Source organism: Cellvibrio sp. PSBB006 (assembly GCF_002162135.1).
GTDB lineage: Bacteria > Pseudomonadota > Gammaproteobacteria > Pseudomonadales > Cellvibrionaceae > Cellvibrio.
The window spans coordinates 3,482,541-3,504,257 of the sequence record NZ_CP021382.1; the positions used below are offsets into that span (position 1 = coordinate 3,482,541).

The window sequence follows — 21,717 nt, forward strand, 5'->3', positions numbered from 1 at the left end:
AATCCGACCTACAATCAAACTAAATTCTCGCCTGCTGCGCCGTTTTTGCAGCCGGCGCATCCACCGGCAAATACTTATGCAAAAACGCATCCATAGCTTCAAAGGTCTGTTTGCGATGCGGCAGATAATCCAGGTGATGGCTACCGCCTTCCAGCTCGATGTACTCATACACCTTGTTGTATTTCTTTAAACGCTTCGCCATTAAGCGACTTTGGTCAACCGGAACAATTGTATCGTCCGCACCATGCAATAACAGGATCGGGATTTTTACCCGCTCTGCCAGCCGCGCGGGCGAGGTTTCGCGCAATTGTTTTTTATCGTTACCCAATTGCTCGCGCATCACATTGCGGTTGGTGAAATAACGCGCGGTGTTGCGCAATTTCACGATGTCGGAGATACCGGCAAAACTGATCGCACACTGAAATAAATCCGGCGTTTTGGTTGCCCCCATCAAGGCAGCATAACCACCGTAACTGCCGCCGGCGATACAGACGCGTTTCGGATCGGCAATGTTTTCAGTCACTAAAAATTTCACCGCATCTTCCAGGTCATCCTGCATCGCCAGACCCATACCACCCACGGCCATCATCATAAAGTCGTGACCGTAACCGGCGGAACCGCGAAAGTTAGGTTGGAACACGGCATAGCCGCGATTCGCCATATAGGCGGAAAAACTGTCGTAACCTTTGCCGTCGCGCGACATCGGGCCACCGTGAGGCAGGATGATGGTGGCAATGGGGGTGTCTTTAAAGTTTTTGGGCAATGACAAGTAGCCTTCCAGCTCCAAACCGTCGCGTGCTTTGTAGGTCACCAGTTCTTTTTCTACCAGAACGCCATTGCTCAATTCCGGATACACATCGGCTACAAAATCCAGGGTCTTTTTGTCGCGGTCACCAAACAGGTATTGGCCGGGTTGCGTCTCGCCGACAGAAAACAAAATGTATTTACGCGCGTCGTAGCTCAAGCTGGTGACATAATTACCGGAATCGGGCAAGGCTTTATCAATACCATTCTGGAAGGCGGTAAATTCAGGATTCCAGAAAATGCTTTTGCCACCGTTATCGTGATAATACAAACCCACGGCATCGCGGTGTGCGGGGGAATAAATCAAACTGCCGGAGACATCGTATTCAGGATTACTGAGGATCAACTCCATCGGATATCCTTCTTTGGACAAGTCCGCTTTATACACAGCCTTCCTGCCTTCATGGTCAGCCAGCAAATACAACGTGTTGCCATCTTTGCCAAACCCGAGCGGACTAATGCTGGGCTCATCAAATACCACATAAGACCAGGCCACCGTCCACTTGTTCGTCTGCGGATCGAGCACGCGGATGCTGATCTTGCGTTCGCGGTCGTTATAACCTTCACCCAAGCGCACGTTGCCCTGTTGATCCGCCATCCAGGAGCGCACCGATGCCATGTGTTTTTTCACCCGGCGCAAACGGCCGTTGTTAACGTTGGCTTTATAAACGGTTTGATGATTGGGAAATTCGCGGTCCACACTCAGGAGGATATGGTCGGGGTCATCGGGCAAGATGCTGATGATGTTGTCCTGGAACTGACTGATCCAGCCATCGGCCTCGTCATCCGGGCGCACCAGGGTAATCATCTTGGATGGCTTTTTTGCATCCACCGCCAGCAGGCGAGTTTCCGTAAAACGCAAATGCGTACCTCGACGGCTGTCAAAACGCAGGCTCATCAGCAAGCGATCATTATTAGCCCAGCGTACCCAGTTAAATTTGAATTGTTCGTTGTCGGTTTTGGTGGGATAAAAAACCTCACCGGTGCTCAGGTTCAAGGTCATGAGCACCGTATCCTCACCGATATTACGCAACGCAATCAGGTGCGTACCGTCCGGTGATAATTCCACGTTCTGTATCGCTTCATCGCGATAAAAAGCTTCCAGTGGCAGCGGTGTTTCGGGTGAGGCGTGGGTGAATGGCGAAGCGATGGCAAACAGCAAGCAGTTGATGATAAACAGTGTGCGGGTATGTCGTCCGCGTACCCAAGTAAATGTGAACATGGATAGAGTCCTTGTGTCTTTATAGTGATGATGAAATTTTTTCAATCCTGGTCGTGGCTAATCGGTGAGTCTTACCTCCTTGATGTCATCCAGCTGAATCGGCATCACCAGATGCCCGCCTTGTTCAAAGCGTTGAAATTGAATGCGCCCTTCTTCAACCGCGCGAATCTGTCCACGATAACTTTTGCCGTTGTGCAGACGAACACGCACGCTTTTACGCAAATGATTTTTCAAGTCGTCCAGCGATAGTAAACTCGGATCGACAACCGGCTCCGCTGCAACAGCCTCTTGCTCGGCTTCCTTTTGCGCAACGATTTGCGCTTGCTCTTCCTCCGTTAAACCCACCAGATCCAGCGTGACCACCGGTGCATCATTAACCTCCAGATTGCCCTGCAAACGATAAATTAAAATATTCGCCGGCGTCTCAAAAAGATCACGCAAGGAAAGGCTGGTGGCGGGAAACAAATACAAACTGAAACGGTCAGGTGTCTGCACAAAATTTTCGTAAGCGGCGGTCACCTTGGGGCCGACGGCAATACCCTGGCGATTCCAGTAATCCTGCCAGGCCGCCAGATGATGCGCGCGATATTCAGCAGGCGTCATACCGGTTTCCGCCGCACAGAATTTAATGACGTTAGCGGCGTAGCCCAGATCTTCATATTCCACATCAAGGCTGTTTAGCGCCGCGCGGGTAAATGTCGCAGCCATCACCTGCGCAGAGCGGGAGCTGGCACCGAGCTGGACATCAGCGGTGATCTCCAGACGCGCCAGTTCTTCGGTAAGGTTACGGACATAGAGGCGCAGTTTTTGCCCATCACCGATGATTTCGTAATCCAGATCGATATTCATCACCAATTCTTCATAACCCATATCCATCAGATCATGGCCGCTAAATTTCTGACGATTACCGCAACCCATCGCATCAAAACCCTGGGCGGTGCTGAAGGTCTGGCTGCTGCCGTAAACGCTACCACCGGTAAGAATCCGCAGCCCACTCACCGAAACACCCAGATGCTGGGGAAATTGCTGTTTTTTCGCGTCTTCAGACAGGTAAAACAAACCCAGCGCGTTGCCGGTGCGCAACTTGACCTGATCAATCAAAACCGCGTCGTTAGCGCCGTGAGGCTGGAAACGCAGGTGATTAATCTGCGCTTCGCCGGTGTGGGTCACATTGACATCCCGGTAACTGAAATCGCCCACCACTTGCGCGGCCTGGACCAGTTCGTCGAGGCTCTTTTTCATCTGGGATTCGTAATAGAACTTACCGCCAAAGAAAACGCCGGCGGCAATGAGGATGGCGAGGATCAGGAAGCGCTTCATACATGTGTCCTTGTGTCGAAGCCGGGGGCGGCTTCACAGGCCCATCCAGCTGGCAGAATAATTCGCTTTTATACCGAAAAGCGGGGTGAAGTGCGAGGGGCTGGGTGTAAAAAGCACGTCTGATGGACATGATGCTTCATAAAAACAGCGTGCCACCGTGACAAAACTGGACACATCGTAGAACAAAACCAGACTGTGATAGTTATTGCGATGAGTGATCCCAACCTATCGCAGAAGAGGACCATCAACCAAATGCTGAATCTGTAGCTCGGCCTGCACCAATGATTGCGCCAAACGTTCACCACCAAACTCGTCATTGCCCGCATAAACAAAATGCAATTGATTGATACCAATAAAGGGCAACACAGTACGCAAATAAGGTTCAACCTGATTGAGTGACGCGTAAGGGCCATCGGGTTCGTAACCGCTATCGCCGGTAGCAACCATGATAATCGTCGGCTTGTCGGTTAACAGCGGTTTGTAAGGTTGCGCATCTTCCGGTTCAAATAAAAATGTGCGCCCTACACGCACGATCTGATCGATCCAGGCTTTCACCGAGGCAGGCACACCAAAGTTATACATGGGTACGCCCATGACTAGCATATCCGCTGTCATTAATTCTTCTACCAGGCTATCGCTTTCGTTGAGTTGTTGTTGCTGTTCCGGTGTGCGTTGGTTTGTTGCGGTAAATGCAGCGGCGATCCAGTTTTCGTTGATAAATGACGGCAGCGCTTTGCCCAGGTCGCGGTAGATGACAGTGGCTGCCGGATCTTTCTCTTGCCAGAGTGTAATAAAATCCTGCGTCAATTTACGCGTGTGAGAGCGAGAGTAACGGGGGCTGGCATCGATATGTAAAATTTTCATGCGAATGTCCTTTAATGAATAGGTGTAAAATCATTTTGCACCACCAAGAACAATTCGGTAAGTACGCACATTTTTTTCACTCAGTATCCTTTTGGATACTGACAACACTTTGCCATTGAACAAAGAAGCAGGAATGCAATATGAGTAAACGAAAAAATAATCCGGAATATGGTTGTCCTGTTGAAGTAACGCTGGATGTCATCGGTGGGAAATGGAAAGGTATGGTGCTCTATTGTTTGCTGAATGGCACAGCGCGATTTAATGAATTGCGTCGTCTGATTCCCAAGGCCACACAGCGGGTACTGACAACGCAATTGCGGGAACTGGAACAGGATGGCGTTATCACGCGCAAGGTTTACGCTGAAGTGCCGCCGCGCGTGGAATACAGTTTGACGGAGTTTGGTTTGAGCCTGAAACCGATTCTTGAATTGATGGGCGCATGGGGAGAGGAGTATCGTCAGCTCGTTGAAGGTCTCGCACGCCATCGAGCAGATGATGCAACGCCGGTAGATGAAAATTAAGTTTGAATTAAGCTCACCTCGATATCCTGATCTCGTCAACATTTATTCAATCAGGAGATATCGTATGACCAAGTTAACAGCAATACTCAGTGCAGCCCTTTTAGCGACTACCGCCGGTGTAGTGCAAGCGCGGGATATCGCACCGGATGAGGTGGTCAAACTGCACAATGCAGGTACCATTCAATCCTTTGAAAAACTAAACGAAGCCGTGCTCGTACAGCATCCTGGTGCCACCCTTGAAGACGGCGAGTTGGAAGAAGAACAGGGTCGTTATGTTTACGAACTGGAAGTGCGCGATGCCCAGGGTGTAGAGTGGGATCTGGAGCTGGACGCCGCCACCGGTGAAATACTGAAGAACCACAAAGACGATTAATTCGATGCTATGAACCTGTTCCGTCGCTCACTATTATTTGCGCTGATGACCGCTGTCGCCTTCACGGCGGCGGCGGATGATATTGGCCCTAATGAAGCGCTGCGTTTACGTCAGGCGGGCGAGATTCTGGCATTGGAAAAATTGCTCGATATCGCGCTATCGCTGCACCCCGGCGCGCGTTTGCTGGAAGCGGAATTGGAAGAGGATGACGGACACTATATTTACGAAGTCGAACTGATAACCCGCAGCGGTACCGTGCGTGATATCGAAATAAACGCACGGGACGGGCGCATTTTAAAAGATGAGGAAGATGATTAAATGCGGTTGCTGATCGTGGAAGATCAAGTGTCCCTGGCTGATGAATTACTGGCGGATCTCGGTCGCGCCGGTTATGCCGTGGATTGGCTCGCCGACGGTCGCGACGCGCGCTATCAAGGCGCCAGTGAGCCTTACGATTTGATTGTGCTGGATCTGGGTTTGCCGGGCAAACCGGGGCTGGAAGTCTTGCGCGAATGGCGCGCGGGCGGATTGGCCACGCCGGTATTAATTTTGACGGCGCGGGATCACTGGGCCGAACGTATCGAGGGTTTAAAAGCCGGCGCTGATGATTACCTCACTAAACCCTTTCACCCTGAAGAATTGCAATTGCGTATTCAATCGCTGCTGCGCCGCGCGCACGGTCTGGCGAATCAAACACATCTGGAAGCCGGTGGTTTGCAACTGGATGAAAGCAAACAATCTGTTCATCATAACGGTGAAGACATCAGCCTCACTGCCGCTGAATTCAGTTTGCTGCGTTATTTAATGTTGCATCCGCAACAGATCGTATCCAAATTGCAATTGCTTGAGCATTTGTACGATGGTGAAACCGAACGGGATTCCAATGTCATTGAAGTCCATGTAAATCACCTGCGTCGCAAGCTGGGTAAAACCATTATCGAAACCCGTCGCAACCAAGGTTATATATTTAACGGTTTACAACCGGATAATGCCGCTGGCCTGGCTTTATGAAATCCATTCAACAACATCTCAGTATTGGCCTGGCCAGTGTATTGATACTGGTAGGCTTGCTGTTGGCGCAAACCAGTCTGTGGCTATTTGATGCCGGATTACGGCGCAATTTCGGCAGTGAATTACAACTCGATGCCGATAATTTACTCGCCGCGCTGGTGCGCACTAACGATGGCATATCGCTTGACCAAACTCGCCTTTCACCCGTGTATGAGCGCCCTTTTTCCGGGCGCTATTTCCGCATAGAATTTTCGCCGTCGGATAATCTTGCTGCATTAACTTTGCGCTCGCGTTCAGCCTGGGATCATCAGTTATCTTTACCAGAACAAGCCGGTTTACAAACAACCTTGGCCGACGGACCGCAAACACAAAAATTATTGGTATATCGCGCGAACTATCGCCGCTTCGGCCAGGATCTGGCCATCATCGTTGCACGGGATTACACACCGGTGCTGCAAAGTTTTCAGCAATTGCGCTGGATCGGTCTGGGCACCGGCGGTGTGGCGCTGGTGATTATTCTATTGTTGCAGCGCTGGATTGTGCGACGCGCTTTGCAGCCGCTGGATGCGGTGCGCCAGCAGGTAAAACAATTACAACAAGGGCAGCGCACCGAGCTGGATAATCAGGTGCCGGAAGAACTCGCGCCGCTGGTGCAGCAAATTAACCGTTTGCTATTACACACCGAAGACACACTAAAACGTTCGCGCAATGCGTTGGGTAATCTGGGCCACGCATTGAAGACGCCGCTGGCGGTGTTGTTCAGTATTAATGCGCGTACTGAGTTACAAGCGCACCCGGATATTATCGAGAGCATGCGCACGCAACTAAATAATATTCGTCAGCGCCTCACACGCGAATTGGGCCGCGCGCGCCTTGCTGGCGAGGCGCTACCCGGTGCGCATTTTAATTGCGCTGAAGAATTGCCACTGTTGTTTACCACGTTGCAACAAATCCACGGACGTGAGTTGCAGTTGCACTGGCAGACGACGCCGGACGACCTGCGTTTACCCTGGGATCGCGAAGACCTGTTGGAGTTGCTTGGCAACCTTTTGGATAACGCGTGTAAATGGACCAATACTCGGGTGCAGTTGAACATCGAAAAAACCGCGAACAACATTACCCTGACCGTGGATGACGATGGCCCCGGCATCGCCAGTGAATTGCGCACAGAGGTATTGAGTCGCGGCACCCGTCTGGATGAACAGGTTGTCGGCCATGGGCTGGGTTTGGGAATTGTGCGCGATATTGTCGATCACCTGGGCGGCCAATTGGCGCTGGATGACAGCCCCATGGGTGGTCTACGGGTTGCAATCACTCTGCCCGCCCCCAGATAACGGCTTCCGCGCGGTGTCCTGCCGCACTTCTGTTTAACCATCCCGGCGATCACACTTATGCGTGGCATGCACAGTGACCCTTCTCCAGCGGCAGACAATATTCCCCTTACCCGCGCGTCCCTGAAACAAACTCTCGGTTATCTCTGGCCCTATTTGTGGGATTTCAAAGGCCGGGTACTGCTCGCGGTGTTCGCGTTGATTGCCGCCAAGGGCGCAACGCTGCTGATGCCCTGGGCATTGAAACACATCATTGATGGAGTGGATCGAAGCCTGCAACCGGCATTGGTTTTACCGCTCACGTTTATTCTGTTTTACGGTGCCTTGCGTTTTGGCAGTGTCTTTTTCGGTGAGCTGCGCGATGCACTCTTCAGCCGCGTCACCGAACACGCCATGCGGCGAATCGGCCTGCGCGTGTTTCGTCACTTGCATCAACTGGAATTATCCTTTCACCTTGATCGCGCCACCGGCGGGATCAGTCGCGACATCGAGCGCGGCACTAACGGTATCAGTTTTTTAATGCGCTTTTTGATGTTCAACATCGTGCCGACGCTGTTTGAAATACTAATGGTGGCAGTCATCTTTGCGCTGGCGTTTTCGATATGGTACGCCGTGATTACGGTGATTGCCGTGGTGATTTATATTTTCTTCACGGTACTGACCACCGAATGGCGCAACCGGTTTGTACGCGAGGCCAACCAGGCGGATTCATCCACCAACACCCGCGCGATTGACAGCTTGCTGAATTATGAAACGGTTAAATATTTTAATAACGAAGAGTTTGAAGCGCGTACCTACGATGACTTTCTAGCGAAATGGGAATCAGCCAAACTAAAAAATCGGATGTCTTTGTTGGCATTGAATTCCGGGCAAGCCTTGATCATTGCCTTGGCGATCACGGTGATGATGTGGATGGCGGCAGTTAATGTGCTGGATCAGCAAATGACCCTGGGTGACCTCGCCATGGTCAATGCCTACATGATCCAGTTATTTATTCCGCTGAATTTTCTTGGCTTCGTGTACCGTGAAATTCGGCGCGCATTGACCGACCTGGAAAATATGCTGGGCTTGTTAAAACGCGATGCAACGATTGTTGACGCACCCGATGCGCAGACCTTGCAGATCTCCCGAGGTGATATCCACTGGTCCGGCGTAAATTTCGCCTACCATCGCGAGCGTCCGATCCTGCGCGATTTTGATTTACATATTCCGGCCGGCGCGCGTGTCGCTATCGTGGGCGCGTCCGGTGCCGGGAAGAGTACGATCGCGCGTTTGCTATACCGTTTTTACGACATTGACAGTGGCAGTATCACCATCGATGGTCAGGATATTCGTCAGGTAACCCTCGACAGTTTGCGCAGCGCTATCGCGGTCGTGCCGCAAGATACAGTGCTGTTCAATACCAGCATCCGTGACAATATTGCTTACGGAAATCCAGCGGCAGACGATGCACAGATTGATCGCGCTATTCGCATGGCGCACCTGAAAAGTTTTATCGACAGCTTGCCTCAGGGCGATAAAACTATTGTCGGTGAGCGTGGTTTGAAAGTCAGCGGTGGCGAAAAGCAACGTATCGCCATTGCACGGGTACTATTAAAAGGTGCACCGATTTTATTATTCGATGAAGCGACCTCCGCACTGGATTCCAATGCCGAAACCGCCATCCTTGAGGCCATGCGTGAAGTTGCTACGGGCCACACCAGCATCGTGATCGCCCACCGCCTGTCGACCGTCGTCGACGCGGACAAGATTGTGGTGTTGGATCAAGGCCAGGTGGTGGAACAGGGATCACACAACGAACTCCTGCAGCGGCAGGGGCGTTATGCGCAGCTTTGGACATTGCAACAACAGGAAGACTAGGTTCCCTAGGAACCAAATTCGTGCGCCTTTTGTTGCGTGTGCACCAACTTGTCTGCGCCTAACTGAGACACTCGTCAAAAAAATCTGCTCTTTTAAAACAATATGTCGTGCAAATGCACAAGCGTGCAGCTTTTTTGCGCAATTGTGCATTGGCATAAGTTTCGCAATGGCCTTGCAATCAGTCCAGGTGAGCGCAAGCCATGTTCAAATTTGATTACGGAAAATACCGCGGCATTCTTGTTTCTGTTGCCCTCTTTTTACTACTCGATGCATCTGTTCTCTTATTAAATTTCTATATCTCGTTCGAAATTGCCGACGACGCCGTGGGCGTAAACCTCGCGGGGCGCCAGCGGATGTTGTCGCAGCGTATGGCCAAAACCTTATTTGTACTCGACAGCGCCCGCGACGATCCGGCGCTGTTTAAAAAAGCGTTTGATGAACTGTTGTTAAGTGAATCGTTATTTGATGAAACCCTGAATGCCTTTCTTCGCGGTGGCAACGCGCGCGGTGCAGCGCAAGAAGCCGTAACCCTGGATGCGGTCAGCGATCCAAAAGGGATGTCGGCCTTGCGCGAAGCAGCGGTTCTCTGGGCGCCGTACCGTAGCGCAGTGCAAACGCTGATTCAGGATGTGCAACAGGATAATCCGATTGATGCATCCCTGGCGGCGGCAGTCGCCATGGCGCGCGCTAACAATCTCGCGCTACTGGGCCACATGAATGACCTCACGATTGCACTGGAACACCTCGCTGCGTCCAAGGCAACGCGCCTGCGCTGGATTCAAACCGTCGGTATCAGTCTGGCGATTATTAACTTCTTCTTTATCATGTTCCACTTTGTTCGCCAGCTGCGTGAAAGTGATGTCATTATCGAGCGGGCGCGCAAGGAAACCACTGAAATTCTTGAAACGGTTAACGAAGGTTTATTTCTGATCGATAAAAACCTGCGTATCGGTGAGCAACATTCCGCCAAATTAATTGAGGTGTTGGGTGAGCAGGAGTTTGCCGGAAAATCATTTCAGTCGCTGCTGGAAAATATTATCAGCGAAAAAGATGCGGAGACGGCTCGCGGTTTTATCGAGTTATTATTTGATCCGAAGATCAAGGAAAAACTGATCGGCGATCTCAATCCGCTCAATCTGGTGGAGGTGAATATCGCCCAGCCCAGCGGTGGATTTCTTACCAAATACCTGAAGTTTGATTTCGCCCGCGCCTATCAGGCCAATGTGATTTCCCACGTATTGGTCACGATTCTGGATATCACCGAGCAAGTCAAACTGGAAAAAGCTCTGAGTGAAAGCCGCAAGCACAATGAACAACAATTGGAGATGCTGACCGGTTTATTGCATACCCATCCGACATTGTTAAATGAGTTCATCGCCGGCGCCTACAAATGCTACAACCGGGTTAACCATATCCTGAGTTTGCCGTCAAAAAATGCTGCATCCGTACGCGAAAAAGCCAGTGGTATCTTCCGGGAAATCCATAATTTCAAAGGTGATGCGGCGGCGCTCAAGCTGGAATATTTTGAGAATGCCGCTCACGCCATTGAAGATGAACTGGAGTTGCTGCGCAACAAACCGGATTTGACCGGGAATGATTATCTGGGCCTGGCGGTGCAATTGGAAAATTTGATCAGTTACACCCAGCAGGTGGAATTGTTGATCAATAAGCTGGGCCAGTTTGCGCTGGTCAACACCAACGCTGCTGCAACCATAGATCCGCGTCATATCACCGGCAATCGACAAAATGACGGTTGGGATCATCTGGAGTCTTTTGTCCAGAGCATCGCGCAACGCAATGGTAAAGACGTCAAATTAGTAACCAGCGGTCTACACGATTTGACCCTGGGCTACGAAAACCAGCAGCAGCTGAAAGAAATTTGCATCCAGCTGCTGCGCAACGCAGTGGTGCACGGTATAGAAACGCCGCGCGAGCGTGAGCTCAGTCAGAAGTCGCCGCAGGGCCGGATAGATTTACGCCTGGCCAGGATCTCGGAGAGCGAAATGGAATTGACCGTTATGGATGACGGTCAGGGCCTGGATTACGCGGCGATTCGCGAAAAAGCTATCGCGTCCGGTAAGTGGACCTTGGGTGAAATTGAATCCTGGGACAACAAAAAATTACTCAGCCTGATTTTTAACGAAGGCTTCAGCACCGCCAAAGCTATCACCAAAGATGCCGGTCGCGGTGTGGGCATGGAAGCGGTGATGAGTCAGGTACTGGCCTTGCGCGGCAAGCTCAATATATCCAGTCGGCGCGGGCGCCACTGTCGTTTTGTTATTACGTTGCCGCTGCTTTCGGCACAAAACGATATTGCTGCCTGATAACACCGTTTGACGTAACAGGAATACAAGATGTTGTCACTGATGATTGTGGATGATTCGAATATTATCCGCCGCAAGATAGAACGCTGTAACGACTCGGATCAATTTCATGTGGTGGCGTCGGCGGGTAATGGTGCAGAAGCCCTTACACTGTTCAGGAAAACCCGTCCGCAAGTGGTCACCATGGATTTGACCATGCCGGAGATGGATGGCATTGCCTGCATCCAGCAGCTGATTGCACTGGACCCGGGTTTGCGCATTCTGGTGATATCGGCGTTATCCGACAAGGCGACAGGCATTGAAGCATTGAAAAAAGGCGCGCGCGGTTTTTTGTGTAAACCGTTCAGCGATCAGCAATTACTGGAAGCACTGACTGAGTTGACCGAGGATTAAATGTCAGAACAAACCTTACAAGTCTTTATTGATGGTGTGGTGCGCTTTTTTCAGCATACCAATGACCGGGATGTCAAAGTCGGTACACCTTATCTGGTGGAAAACGAAAATCCGGCCGCTTATGACGTGACCGGGATTATCGGCATCTCCGGCCCCTATCGCGGTTGTGTGTATTTCACGGCGCCGCGTATTTTGCTTAAACATTTGCTGCTCAGCATCGGCGAAAGGGAAACCACCAACGAGCATATCTTTGATCTTGTCGGTGAAGTGGCCAATATTATTTCCGGTAATGCCCGCAGCACCTTTGGGCAGGAATTTATGATCTCGGTGCCGGTGATGATTGAAGGAGCGCCTAACCACATCCATTTGCCGGCACAGCTGCGCTCCTACGTTATTCCGGTTTACTGGAAGTCCTATCACGCGGCGGTGGTCATCTGCTTGCAGCAGTAGTGATCCCGCGTTATTCAGTTGTGGTTGTGGTATCGGTAATTTTTACGCCTATTTGTTGCAGGTCGTAACCCGTGGGCGTCTGGTGGATACGCAATCCGAACTCCGGAATCACGGCAAAGACATGATCGAAGATATCCGCCTGAATACCCTCATAAGCTACCCAATTAATATCATTGGAAAACGCGTAGATTTCCATGGGAATACCATTGGCGCCAGGTTCCAGTTGGCGCACCATTAAAGTCATATTTTCCTGGTGAATTTTTTTATGCGCGCGGAGATAAGCGGTGAGGTAAGCGCGGAAGGTTCCGAGATTGGTCAGCTTGCGGCCGTTCACCGGTGATTCCGGATCGATATTATTCTCTTTGTTGTATTCGGTAAGTTCACGCACTTTGTTTTCAATGTAATCCGTCAGGAGTTGTGCGCGACGCAAGCGCTTTAACGCAGCTTCATCAAGAAATCTTACGCTGGTTGCATCGATATTCACCGCGCGTTTTATCCGGCGTCCACCCGCTTCGGTCATCCCGCGCCAGTTTTTAAACGAATCGGAAATTAATGAGTAAGCTGGAATGGTGGTAATCGTCTTATCCCAATTACGCACCTTGACGGTGGTCAGGCTGATATCAATCACATCGCCGTCGGCGCCATATTTAGGCATCTCCAGCCAGTCACCTACGGCCAGCATGTCGTTGGCCGACAGTTGAATACCCGCCACCAGCCCCATAATCGGATCTTTAAATATCAACAGCAGGACGGCGGTCATTGCACCGAGACTGCTGAACAATATCACCGGCGACTTACCGATTAATAAAGAGATGGCGAAGATAATGGTGACCAGCGCACTGATCAATTTGATACTCTGAAAGATTCCGCGCAGAGGGAAGCGTCGGCCGTAAGGCGTGGAGAGAACAATATCTTCCAGCGTATCGAGCAACGCAAAGAGGGACAGCAATGCATAAAGCAGTACCCACAAATGGGTTACCACTTCAATCACAACGAGCGTGTCAGTATCGCTGTCCAGCCAGATACGCGCCTGGGTATAAACAATAAACCCTTGCAAGGTCAGCGCGAGCCGGCTGAATAATTTGTTTTGAAAAAGCGCACGCTGCCAGAGGCGTTGTGATTGAGAGGCGCGATGGCTGATCAGACGAATCACGACCCGGTGCAGGATAAAGTGAATGATCAGCGAGGTTAATGCAATTATCCCGATGATAATCAGGAAATATGCCAATTCCGTGTTTTGCAGATCCAGAGTTTCCAGCCAGTCTATCAATGTGTCTTTCATCGCACGCCTCTGTGTTCAATGTCCTGTTTGATATATCTGTATGAATGATGGCGGACTGAATGAACAGCTATCAGTCGCACACGCACATTCGCCAGCTATGTAGGGAAAATGAAGGCTGGATGATACACAAAAATCGCTCTGACTTCAGGGCGCCTGGTTACACACTGGTCCAGCGCATGAAATTACTCCGTTTTTTGTTGAGCGGTACGCAGGAAAATCCAGATTTGACAACACAGCACGCCGAGAACACCGGCTAACATCAACAGCGAAAAGGGCATAGCTGTACCGGTATAAAGCCACGCGAGCAGTGGCCCGGCGATAGCACCACTGCCAAAACGCAAAGTACCGGTAACCGCCGTTGCGGTACCCGAATGATCAGGAAATTTCATGATGATCATGGCATCGGTATTGGTAGAGATTAAACCCAGGCTTGCCATCAGCGGACCGACGGTAAAAACCGTGTACCACAGATTCATGTCAAGATAATTAAATAAACACAATAAGCTGGCACTGATCAGCGCTATCCCGAGACCAATGCGCAACATACGCGGTGAGCCGACCCGACTTACCACCCGGCTGTTGATAAAATTTGCCAGCATCAACATCATCACATTTACACCAAACAAAATGCCGAACAGTTGTTCGCTTACACCAAAATATTTTATATAAATAAATGGAATAGCCGTTAGAAAGCAGAAGAAAGCAAAAGATGAACACGTGATGGTGACAATCAGCGGACGCGCAGAATAGTTAGCAAAGACAGTGCGGTAGCCCTGCAAAAAATTGACTCGGCGTGAACTGTCTTTTGCTTTGATCTCCGGAAGGAAACGCCAGGCAAAAAAGATAATAACGGCCGCGTAGCCCGCTTGGGCGATAAAAATAAAATGCCAGCTGTTCAGCCACATGATGGCGCTGCCGAGTGCCGGTGCCAGCAAGGGGGCGAGCATCATAATCATGGACATATACGACATGCCCTTGGCGGTGTGCTCGCGATAGAGGTAACGAATAATGCCGGGCACCACCACTGACGAAGCGGCACCGCTCAGTGCCTGTATCGTCCGCCAGGTAAGAAACCATTCGATGCTCTCCACCCAACTCAACATCAGACTGGCCAGCGCAAATCCACTCAAGCCGAACAGCGCCAGGGGCCTGCGGCCCAGAGCGTCAGCCAGCGGACCAAACAGCAACATGCCAGCGCCGTAAGCCGCGAGAAAAATACTCAGTGATTGTTGTACCGTTCCGATATGGGTGTTCAGGTCGTGGGCCATGGCGGGCATGGCAGGCAGGTACATATCCACCGCCAGCGGGGTGGTGGCGATCATGGCGGCTAATAACAGAATTAACCAGGGAGATAGGGATTTTTCAGTCATGCGGAGTCCTCAAAATACACCGCTATGATAAGCCGTGTTTCAATATTTAACGACAGCGCGCATCAAGGGCATTTGGACGAAAATTTCGATCAATGGCTATTGGACCAGGAACAGGCGGGCAAAGTCATCGGCAGGTACCGGTTTGGAGAACAAATAACCCTGGGCGTAATCGCAACCTGCTGCCGCCAGCAAATCGCATTGCTGTTGGGTTTCAACGCCTTCGGCAATCACTTTGATGCCCAACTTGTGGGCCATGACGATAATCGCTTCACACAGCGCAAACTCTTCTGCGTCGCTGTGTAAATTGCGCACGAACGACTGATCGATCTTCAGGTAATCAATATCGAATTTTTTGAGATATGCCAACGAAGAATAGCCAGTGCCGAAATCATCCAGTGATACTTGAATGCCGGCGTCGCGAAATGCCAATAGCTTTTCGTGCACGGCATTATTGGCGTCCAGCAGCAAGCCTTCGGTGATTTCAATATTGATGGAGTTACCCGACAAGCCTAATTGACGAATATGCTCGAACCAGTGCGATAAATCATTATTCTCATCGCGAAACTGTACCGGTGATTTATTCACACTGATTTGTATATCAATGTTGTGCCAGTCGCGCCAGCGGGCGACTTGCGACATCGCCTCGCGAAACACCCAATCACCGATATCAATAATCATCCCGGTGTCTTCCGCCAGGGAAATAAATTCGTTCGGTGAAACCAGTCCGCGTGTGGGATGTTGCCAGCGAATCAAGGCCTCGGCTTTGCTGATGCTATTGTTGCGCAGATCAATAATCGGTTGGTAGTGCAACATAAACTGTGCATCGCTGATAGCGCTACGCATATCGTTGATCATTCGCATGCGGTTGCGCGCGGCTTCCTGCATGGAGGCGGTAAAGTAATTGAAACGATTGCGCCCGAGACTCTTGGCCGCGTACATGGCCTGGTCTGCATTTTTCAATAAGGTGTCGATAGCACGCGCATCGTTCGGATACAAGGTAATACCGATACTGGTAGAAATATAAGCCGTATCGGCACCCAACTGAAAAGGTTCAGTCAATTTGCGCAAGATAGTTTCTGCGATGCGTTCCACGCTCTCCGTACTGTCGAGATCACTGAGAATCACCGTGAATTCATCGCCACCGAGGCGTGCGACGGTATCGGTATCGCGCACGCACTGACGCAAACGCTCGGCGGTTTCCTTCAGTAACTTATCGCCCATATCGTGCCCCAGCGTGTCATTAACCTCCTTAAATAAATCCAGATCCAGAAACAGTAGTGCGAGGGGTTGATGAGTGCGCGCTGATTTTTTTATCTCCTGTTCAAGGTGATCCAGAAACATGCGGCGATTGGGCAATTGCGTTAGTTGATCAAAGTTGGCTTGGTTCCAGATAATTTCTTCCGACTGTTTTTTATCGGTGATATCAGAAAAGAGAGCAACCCGGCGATAAGGTTTTCCTTCGCTGTTGAAGATGGTATTCATGGTCAGCCAGATGGCAAAGTCTTCACCATTTTTACGGCGGCACCAGGTTTCACCGCGCCAACGGCCATTGTTTTTCATGCTTTCGCGCAGGTTGGTATAAAGCGTCGAGCGTTCAGAGTCGGTGCTGAGGATGCCTGCATACTGACCGATAATTTCTTCCGGCGGATATTGTGTCAATTCGGTGAAGGCGGGATTAATGGTGATGACATTGCCGGTATTCGCATCCATCACCATCATGGCTTCGCTGCTGTTGTCGTAGACCATCGAGGCAAGCTGCATGGATTCTTCAGCTTGCTTCCGTTCGGTAATATCCGTATGCGTGCCGCACATGCGCAAGGGCTTGCCGTCGCTGGTGTAACTGACCACTTTCGCGCAATCCTGAATCCAGCGATAGTCGCCTTGTTTGGTTTGCATGCGGTACTCGACTTTGTGTTGCGGTGTCTTGCCTTCCAGATGTCGCGTGATGGATTCCCAGGCGAATGCGCGATCATCCGGATGAATAAAATCAATCCATTGTTTTACGGTGCGCTGAATTTCCTCGTGGGTGTATCCAAGCATCTCTGCCCAGCGTGCGTTGCGCTCGACTTTGTTGGTAACAATATCCCAATCCCAGAAACCCAATTCACCGCCGGCCAGTACCAGGGTTAACTGTTCTTCGCTGGCACGCAGTGCCAGCTCTGCGAGTTTTTGTTGCGTGGTATCCAGCAGGCCGGCAATAAAAAATTGCACCTGCCCTTCATTGCGATAACAGGAAGCCGTTAGGTGAACGTAAAGCACCTTGCCGTCTTTACAGATAAAACGTTTATCCAGATCGTAGCTTTCAATCTCACCGGTCAGGATGCGCTGAAATTGTTCGACATCCTTATTAAGATCATCCGGATGGGTAATATCAGCCCAGGTGAGTTTGCTCAATTCCTCTTCGTTATAGCCAATCATTTCACACAAGCGCGGATTGACCCGCAACCAGTGTTTATCGACAGACGTAATGGCAATGCCAATGTTGCCGAAATCAAATTGCGAACGAAACAGGAATTCATTTTCCGCCAGCGCTTCGATGACTTGTTTGCGCTCAAGGCGGCCCGCAAAGAGCGTACCTAACAAGGTTGTTGCCAGGGGATAGACGATTAACACCGGCAAACCGACATCGGCTAATACCTGCAGGGCGGTGGTGAGTGGTAAGGTGAACATCAGCACCAGCATCACCAGGTGAACGACCAGACCAAAAAGGTAGAGTTCGCCGGTGGAGATACGCACCAGCTCGCGAAAGCGAAAATGTCGCCAGGCGATGCCAATGCAGCCGGAAGCGATAATGACCAGCACGCCGGTAACAGCGGCGGCCCCGCCCTGATAAAGGCGCAGGGCCGCCGCCATGACCATGGCTATCAGCGTGGGGAGTGGGCCAAAAAATAACCCGGCAATGCCGAGCAATACCGAACGCGTATCGAAGACGATACCCGGGGCAAATTCCCAGGGCGTCAGCATGATAACGATGGCAGTAATACCCAGACCCACGCCGATCAGGACCTTCCACCCCAGCACTCGCTGGGTACGTTTGCGGTCAATGGCCAGATCGTAGATAAAGATCATCGCCAACAGGAGTGCGGCATTGTGGGTCAGGGCAAGAAGGCTGGCGCTATCCATGGAAGTATCAAAGAGGCCTTATGCAGGAAACAGGGTTATCTTCGTTATGTAAACTGATGTGTTGCGATTAAGTGTATTTCACGAATAGGCAATCGGCCAGAATTCTGCCGGGACAAATACCTTGATTCAGGTTGCGGCAGCGCGACACGATGCCGATGCGGGAATGAGCCCTGTGAGGGATCAAGCCAGCTTCAACCCGGTGATACCGATCAATATCAACCCCACGGATAACAGGCGTAACGGCGATAGCGATTCGCCGAACAGCAAGATACCCAGCGCAACGGTTCCCAGGGCACCAATCCCGCTCCATACCGCATAAGCGGTACCCAAGGGCAGCTGGCGCAAGGACAAACCGAGTAGAGTAAGGCTGGCGATCAATGCGAGAACCGTGGCAACACTCGGCCAGAGCCGGGTAAAGCCCTCGCTGTATTTCAGCCCCAGAGCCCAGGCAATCTCAAATAAACCGGCAAAGAAAAGTAACAACCAGGACATGGCGACAACCTCACAAAAAACAGGGTCGTCCCCGAAATAGCAGAATGCGCGAGGTCGTCCCCGCGTATAAAAAAACCCGGCAAAGGCCGGGTTTTTTCAGGAATGGCTTTAAATCAATTACTTGATCTTGCCTTCTTTGTAGACCACGTGCTTGCGCACAACCGGGTCGTACTTTTTGATTTCCATTTTCTCAGGCATGGTACGCTTGTTTTTGTCAGTGGTGTAGAAATGACCGGTACCTGCACTGGAGTTCAGACGAATTTTTTCGCGCATGATGCTTGCTCCTGATTAAAATTTTTCGCCGTTAGCGCGCAGATCGGCCAATACTGCATCGATGCCGCGCTTGTCGATAACGCGCATGCCTTTGGCAGAAACGCGCAGGGATACGAAACGCTTTTCGGTCTCAACCCAGAAACGGTGAGTATGCAGGTTGGGTAAAAAACGACGCTTGGTGTGGTTCTTAGCGTGAGAAACATTGTTTCCAGTGATTGGACGCTTGCCAGTCACTTGACATACCTTAGACATTGTCTTGCCTCTTTGAAAAATCAGCGCGCTACGCTGTGTTTGAGCCTTGAAACAGACCAACAACCAGCCTAGAGCAGTGTTGGGAGCAGCCTATTCATACCGTTTGCGACCCTTCATGGATGAATGTGGGGACGCCAAAAACGTCTTGCAAACACCTTTATATAAACGCTTGTCCGCCCATATATAAGAAGCCTTGCATACCCGGCCGCAGAGAGCCGCGTTTTATACCAAAACAGCCCTTCAATAGCAACGTCCGGGTGAATTTTTAGCCATATTTCCTGCTGATTTGCTGGTTGCCTGTCGCCAATGGGTTAAATCAGGCCCCGCTCGGCAAAAGAAACCACCTCGCGGTCGCCGACGACCATGTGGTCGAGCACCCGCACATCGATCAGGTCGAGGGCCTGTTGCAGGCGTTCGGTGATGCGTCGGTCGGCCTGGCTGGGTTCTGCCACACCAGAGGGATGATTGTGAGCCAGGATCAACGCTGCCGCATTGCGTGCAATGGCTTTGCGCACCACTTCCCGAGGATGGACGCTCGCCCCATCAATGGTGCCGAAGAAGAGCTCTTCGTAAGCCAGCAAGCGGTGCTGGTTGTCGAGAAAAAGCACGGCAAAGATTTCCTGGTGGCGATGGCGCAATTGGGCACTGAGGTAATTGCGCACCAAATCCGGGCTGGTGAGCAAGTCACCTTCCTGCATCCGGGCGGATAAATGTCGCCGCCCCATCTCCAGTACCGCTTGCAGCTGTGCATACTTGGCCGAGCCAAGCCCCAGTCCACGACAGAACTCGGTTTGGTTGGCTTCCAGCAGCGGGCGCAAGCCGCCGTATTGTTGCAGCAATTCGCGAGCAAGATCGACGGCAGATTTACCGACACAACCTACGCGCAGGAAGATGGCAAGTAATTCGGCATCCGAGAGGGATTGCGGGCCTTGTTTGAGCAGTTTCTCGCGGGGACGTTCGGCTTCAGGCCATTGTGCTATGGACATATGACAGTTCCTTGTCGGTTATATAAAGAAAAAGTAAACGCGCAGAGCCGTTGGCTCGGTTGTCGCTCCCTGTACGAAAACGGCGGTAAGAATGGTATCTTAGTCGCTTTGCGTCAAGCGCTTTGGCCAGAGGCTTATGTAATCTGGTATTTGACGTAAGTAACCAATTACTTCCAAGCGGCGTCAATACAGCTTTCGCGTGCCTGCGGGTGTCGTCAAGGCAGCGGTCAGCGACAGGAATCCCATGAGTTCACTTGCCAATAAACATATCCTGCTCGGCGTTACCGGTGGTATTGCCGCCTATAAAAGTGCGGACCTGATTCGCCGGCTGCAAGATCTGGGGGCGGAGGTGCGCGTCGTGATGACGGCAGCCGCGCAAGAGTTTATTACCCCCCTGACTTTACAGGCATTGTCGGGCAACCCGGTGCATACCACCCTGCTCGATCCCGAAGCCGAGGCGGCGATGGGTCATATCCAATTGGCGCGGTGGGCGGATTTGGTATTGGTAGCACCTGCCAGTGCAGACTTTATGGCGCGCCTGGCACAAGGTAAAGGTGATGATCTCCTTACGACAGTCTGCCTGGCCACAGCCGCCACCCTGGCTTTAGCGCCAGCGATGAATCAGGGGATGTGGCGCAATGTCAGCACCCAGGAAAACCTGCGCCTTTTGCAGGAGCGCAACGTGCGCATTTTCGGCCCGGCGGATGGCAGTCAGGCGTGCGGCGATATCGGTCCCGGTCGCATGCTTGAGCCGGTACAAATAGCCATCGCTGCCGCGAGTTTATTCCAACCCGGCAGCCTTGCCGGGCGCAGAGTGGTGATCACTGCCGGCCCGACCCGCGAAGCTATTGACCCGGTGCGGTATATCAGCAACTACAGCTCGGGCAAGATGGGTTATGCCCTGGCGCAAGCGGCGGTCGAAGCCGGTGCGCAGACGATCTTGATCAGTGGCCCAACACATTTACCGATACCCGAGCGGGCCACCCGTATTGATGTCACCAGCGCCCAACAGATGTATGACGCCAGCCTGCAACAGGCAGCAGCTTGTGATCTGTTTATCGGCGCGGCGGCTGTGGCCGATTATCGCCCTGTTACCATCGCAGCGAACAAACTCAAGAAAACGACAAATGACAGCATGACGATTGAGTTGGTGAAGAACCCCGATATCATCGCCGCTGTTGCCGCTCTGCAGCCAAAACCGTTTACCGTCGGTTTTGCTGCAGAGAGTGAAAACCTGCTCGCCTATGCACGAACAAAACTGCAACACAAAAATCTGGATCTGATTATTGCCAATAACATTGCTACCGAAGGCATAGGCTTTGACAGCGACGATAATGCCGTTACCCTGATAGACCACAATGGCGAACAGGCACTGACGCAACGCAGCAAACAGCAATTGGCACGCGACCTGATTTCATTATTAGCCGATCGTTTACCGGCACAACAATAAATCACGACCTCATAAG

General features: G+C 51.4%; 20 protein-coding genes. 10 read left to right on the forward strand and 10 right to left on the reverse strand.

The window, feature by feature from the left end; all coding sequences use genetic code 11:
• Positions 1-19 precede the first annotated feature (19 nt).
• The 3 genes from CBR65_RS14330 to CBR65_RS14340 form a co-directional block, all read right to left on the reverse strand.
• On the reverse strand, positions 20-2,026 hold the full coding sequence (locus CBR65_RS14330) for a S9 family peptidase (protein ID WP_087467494.1): 2,007 nt from the start codon (positions 2,024-2,026) through the stop codon (positions 20-22).
• Positions 2,027-2,083: 57 nt separating this feature from the next.
• Positions 2,084-3,346, reverse strand: a complete 1,263-nt coding sequence (locus CBR65_RS14335) for a hypothetical protein (protein WP_087467495.1) — start codon at positions 3,344-3,346, stop codon at positions 2,084-2,086.
• A 225-nt stretch (positions 3,347-3,571) separates the two neighbouring features.
• Positions 3,572-4,210: an FMN-dependent NADH-azoreductase gene (locus CBR65_RS14340; protein WP_087467496.1), complete on the reverse strand. Its 639-nt coding sequence runs from the start codon at positions 4,208-4,210 to the stop codon at positions 3,572-3,574.
• A gap of 140 nt (positions 4,211-4,350) precedes the next feature.
• Here CBR65_RS14340 and CBR65_RS14345 point away from each other — a divergent pair, with 140 nt between their 5' ends.
• The 9 genes from CBR65_RS14345 (at position 4,351) to CBR65_RS14385 (ending at position 12,473) form a co-directional block, all read left to right on the forward strand.
• Positions 4,351-4,731, forward strand: coding sequence for a helix-turn-helix domain-containing protein (locus tag CBR65_RS14345; protein WP_087467497.1), 381 nt, complete (start codon positions 4,351-4,353; stop codon positions 4,729-4,731).
• A 64-nt stretch (positions 4,732-4,795) separates the two neighbouring features.
• The gene (locus CBR65_RS14350; protein ID WP_087467498.1) at positions 4,796-5,104 is read left to right on the forward strand and encodes a PepSY domain-containing protein; all 309 of its coding nucleotides are present in this window, start codon (positions 4,796-4,798) and stop codon (positions 5,102-5,104) included.
• 9 nt (positions 5,105-5,113) lie between these two features.
• On the forward strand, positions 5,114-5,422 hold the full coding sequence (locus CBR65_RS14355) for a PepSY domain-containing protein (RefSeq protein ID WP_087467499.1): 309 nt from the start codon (positions 5,114-5,116) through the stop codon (positions 5,420-5,422).
• Positions 5,423-6,115 carry a response regulator transcription factor gene (locus CBR65_RS14360; RefSeq protein WP_087467500.1) on the forward strand — a complete coding sequence of 231 codons (693 nt, stop codon included), beginning with the start codon at positions 5,423-5,425 and terminating at the stop codon, positions 6,113-6,115.
• Positions 6,112-7,449 (forward strand): sensor histidine kinase, encoded by a 1,338-nt coding sequence (locus tag CBR65_RS14365; protein WP_087467501.1) that lies wholly within the window; start codon positions 6,112-6,114, stop codon positions 7,447-7,449. Before CBR65_RS14360 ends, CBR65_RS14365 begins: the two co-directional genes overlap by 4 nt.
• 66 nt (positions 7,450-7,515) lie before the next feature.
• Positions 7,516-9,306 (forward strand): ABC transporter ATP-binding protein/permease, encoded by a 1,791-nt coding sequence (locus CBR65_RS14370; RefSeq protein WP_232461446.1) that lies wholly within the window; start codon positions 7,516-7,518, stop codon positions 9,304-9,306.
• Between the two features lie 200 nt (positions 9,307-9,506).
• Positions 9,507-11,630 (forward strand): ATP-binding protein, encoded by a 2,124-nt coding sequence (locus CBR65_RS14375; RefSeq protein WP_087467503.1) that lies wholly within the window; start codon positions 9,507-9,509, stop codon positions 11,628-11,630.
• Between the two features lie 30 nt (positions 11,631-11,660).
• Positions 11,661-12,023: a response regulator gene (locus tag CBR65_RS14380; protein ID WP_087467504.1), complete on the forward strand. Its 363-nt coding sequence runs from the start codon at positions 11,661-11,663 to the stop codon at positions 12,021-12,023.
• The gene (locus tag CBR65_RS14385) at positions 12,024-12,473 is read left to right on the forward strand and encodes a chemotaxis protein CheX (protein ID WP_087467505.1); all 450 of its coding nucleotides are present in this window, start codon (positions 12,024-12,026) and stop codon (positions 12,471-12,473) included.
• A gap of 10 nt (positions 12,474-12,483) precedes the next feature.
• Here the strand turns inward: CBR65_RS14385 and CBR65_RS14390 are convergent, their stop codons facing one another.
• The 7 genes from CBR65_RS14390 to radC all read right to left on the reverse strand — a co-directional run bounded on the left by CBR65_RS14390 (position 12,484) and on the right by radC (position 20,251).
• Entirely contained in the window at positions 12,484-13,755 is a 1,272-nt protein-coding gene (locus tag CBR65_RS14390; RefSeq protein WP_087467506.1) for a mechanosensitive ion channel family protein, read from the reverse strand.
• Between the two features lie 182 nt (positions 13,756-13,937).
• Complete coding sequence (locus CBR65_RS14395) at positions 13,938-15,125, reverse strand: multidrug effflux MFS transporter (protein ID WP_087467507.1); 1,188 nt, start codon at positions 15,123-15,125, stop codon at positions 13,938-13,940.
• A gap of 96 nt (positions 15,126-15,221) precedes the next feature.
• On the reverse strand, positions 15,222-18,248 hold the full coding sequence (locus CBR65_RS14400) for an EAL domain-containing protein (RefSeq protein WP_087467508.1): 3,027 nt from the start codon (positions 18,246-18,248) through the stop codon (positions 15,222-15,224).
• A 180-nt stretch (positions 18,249-18,428) separates the two neighbouring features.
• Positions 18,429-18,740: a quaternary ammonium compound efflux SMR transporter SugE gene (gene sugE / locus CBR65_RS14405; protein WP_087467509.1), complete on the reverse strand. Its 312-nt coding sequence runs from the start codon at positions 18,738-18,740 to the stop codon at positions 18,429-18,431.
• Positions 18,741-18,857: 117 nt separating this feature from the next.
• Positions 18,858-19,013 (reverse strand): 50S ribosomal protein L33, encoded by a 156-nt coding sequence (gene rpmG, locus CBR65_RS14410; protein WP_012489089.1) that lies wholly within the window; start codon positions 19,011-19,013, stop codon positions 18,858-18,860.
• Positions 19,014-19,028: 15 nt separating this feature from the next.
• Positions 19,029-19,265 carry a 50S ribosomal protein L28 gene (gene rpmB, locus CBR65_RS14415; RefSeq protein ID WP_087467510.1) on the reverse strand — a complete coding sequence of 79 codons (237 nt, stop codon included), beginning with the start codon at positions 19,263-19,265 and terminating at the stop codon, positions 19,029-19,031.
• A gap of 311 nt (positions 19,266-19,576) precedes the next feature.
• Complete coding sequence (gene radC / locus CBR65_RS14420; protein ID WP_087467511.1) at positions 19,577-20,251, reverse strand: DNA repair protein RadC; 675 nt, start codon at positions 20,249-20,251, stop codon at positions 19,577-19,579.
• A 244-nt stretch (positions 20,252-20,495) separates the two neighbouring features.
• Between radC and coaBC the strand changes: the two genes are divergently transcribed.
• Positions 20,496-21,701, forward strand: a complete 1,206-nt coding sequence (coaBC, locus tag CBR65_RS14425; RefSeq protein ID WP_087467512.1) for a bifunctional phosphopantothenoylcysteine decarboxylase/phosphopantothenate--cysteine ligase CoaBC — start codon at positions 20,496-20,498, stop codon at positions 21,699-21,701.
• The last annotated feature ends 16 nt before the right edge of the window (positions 21,702-21,717 follow it).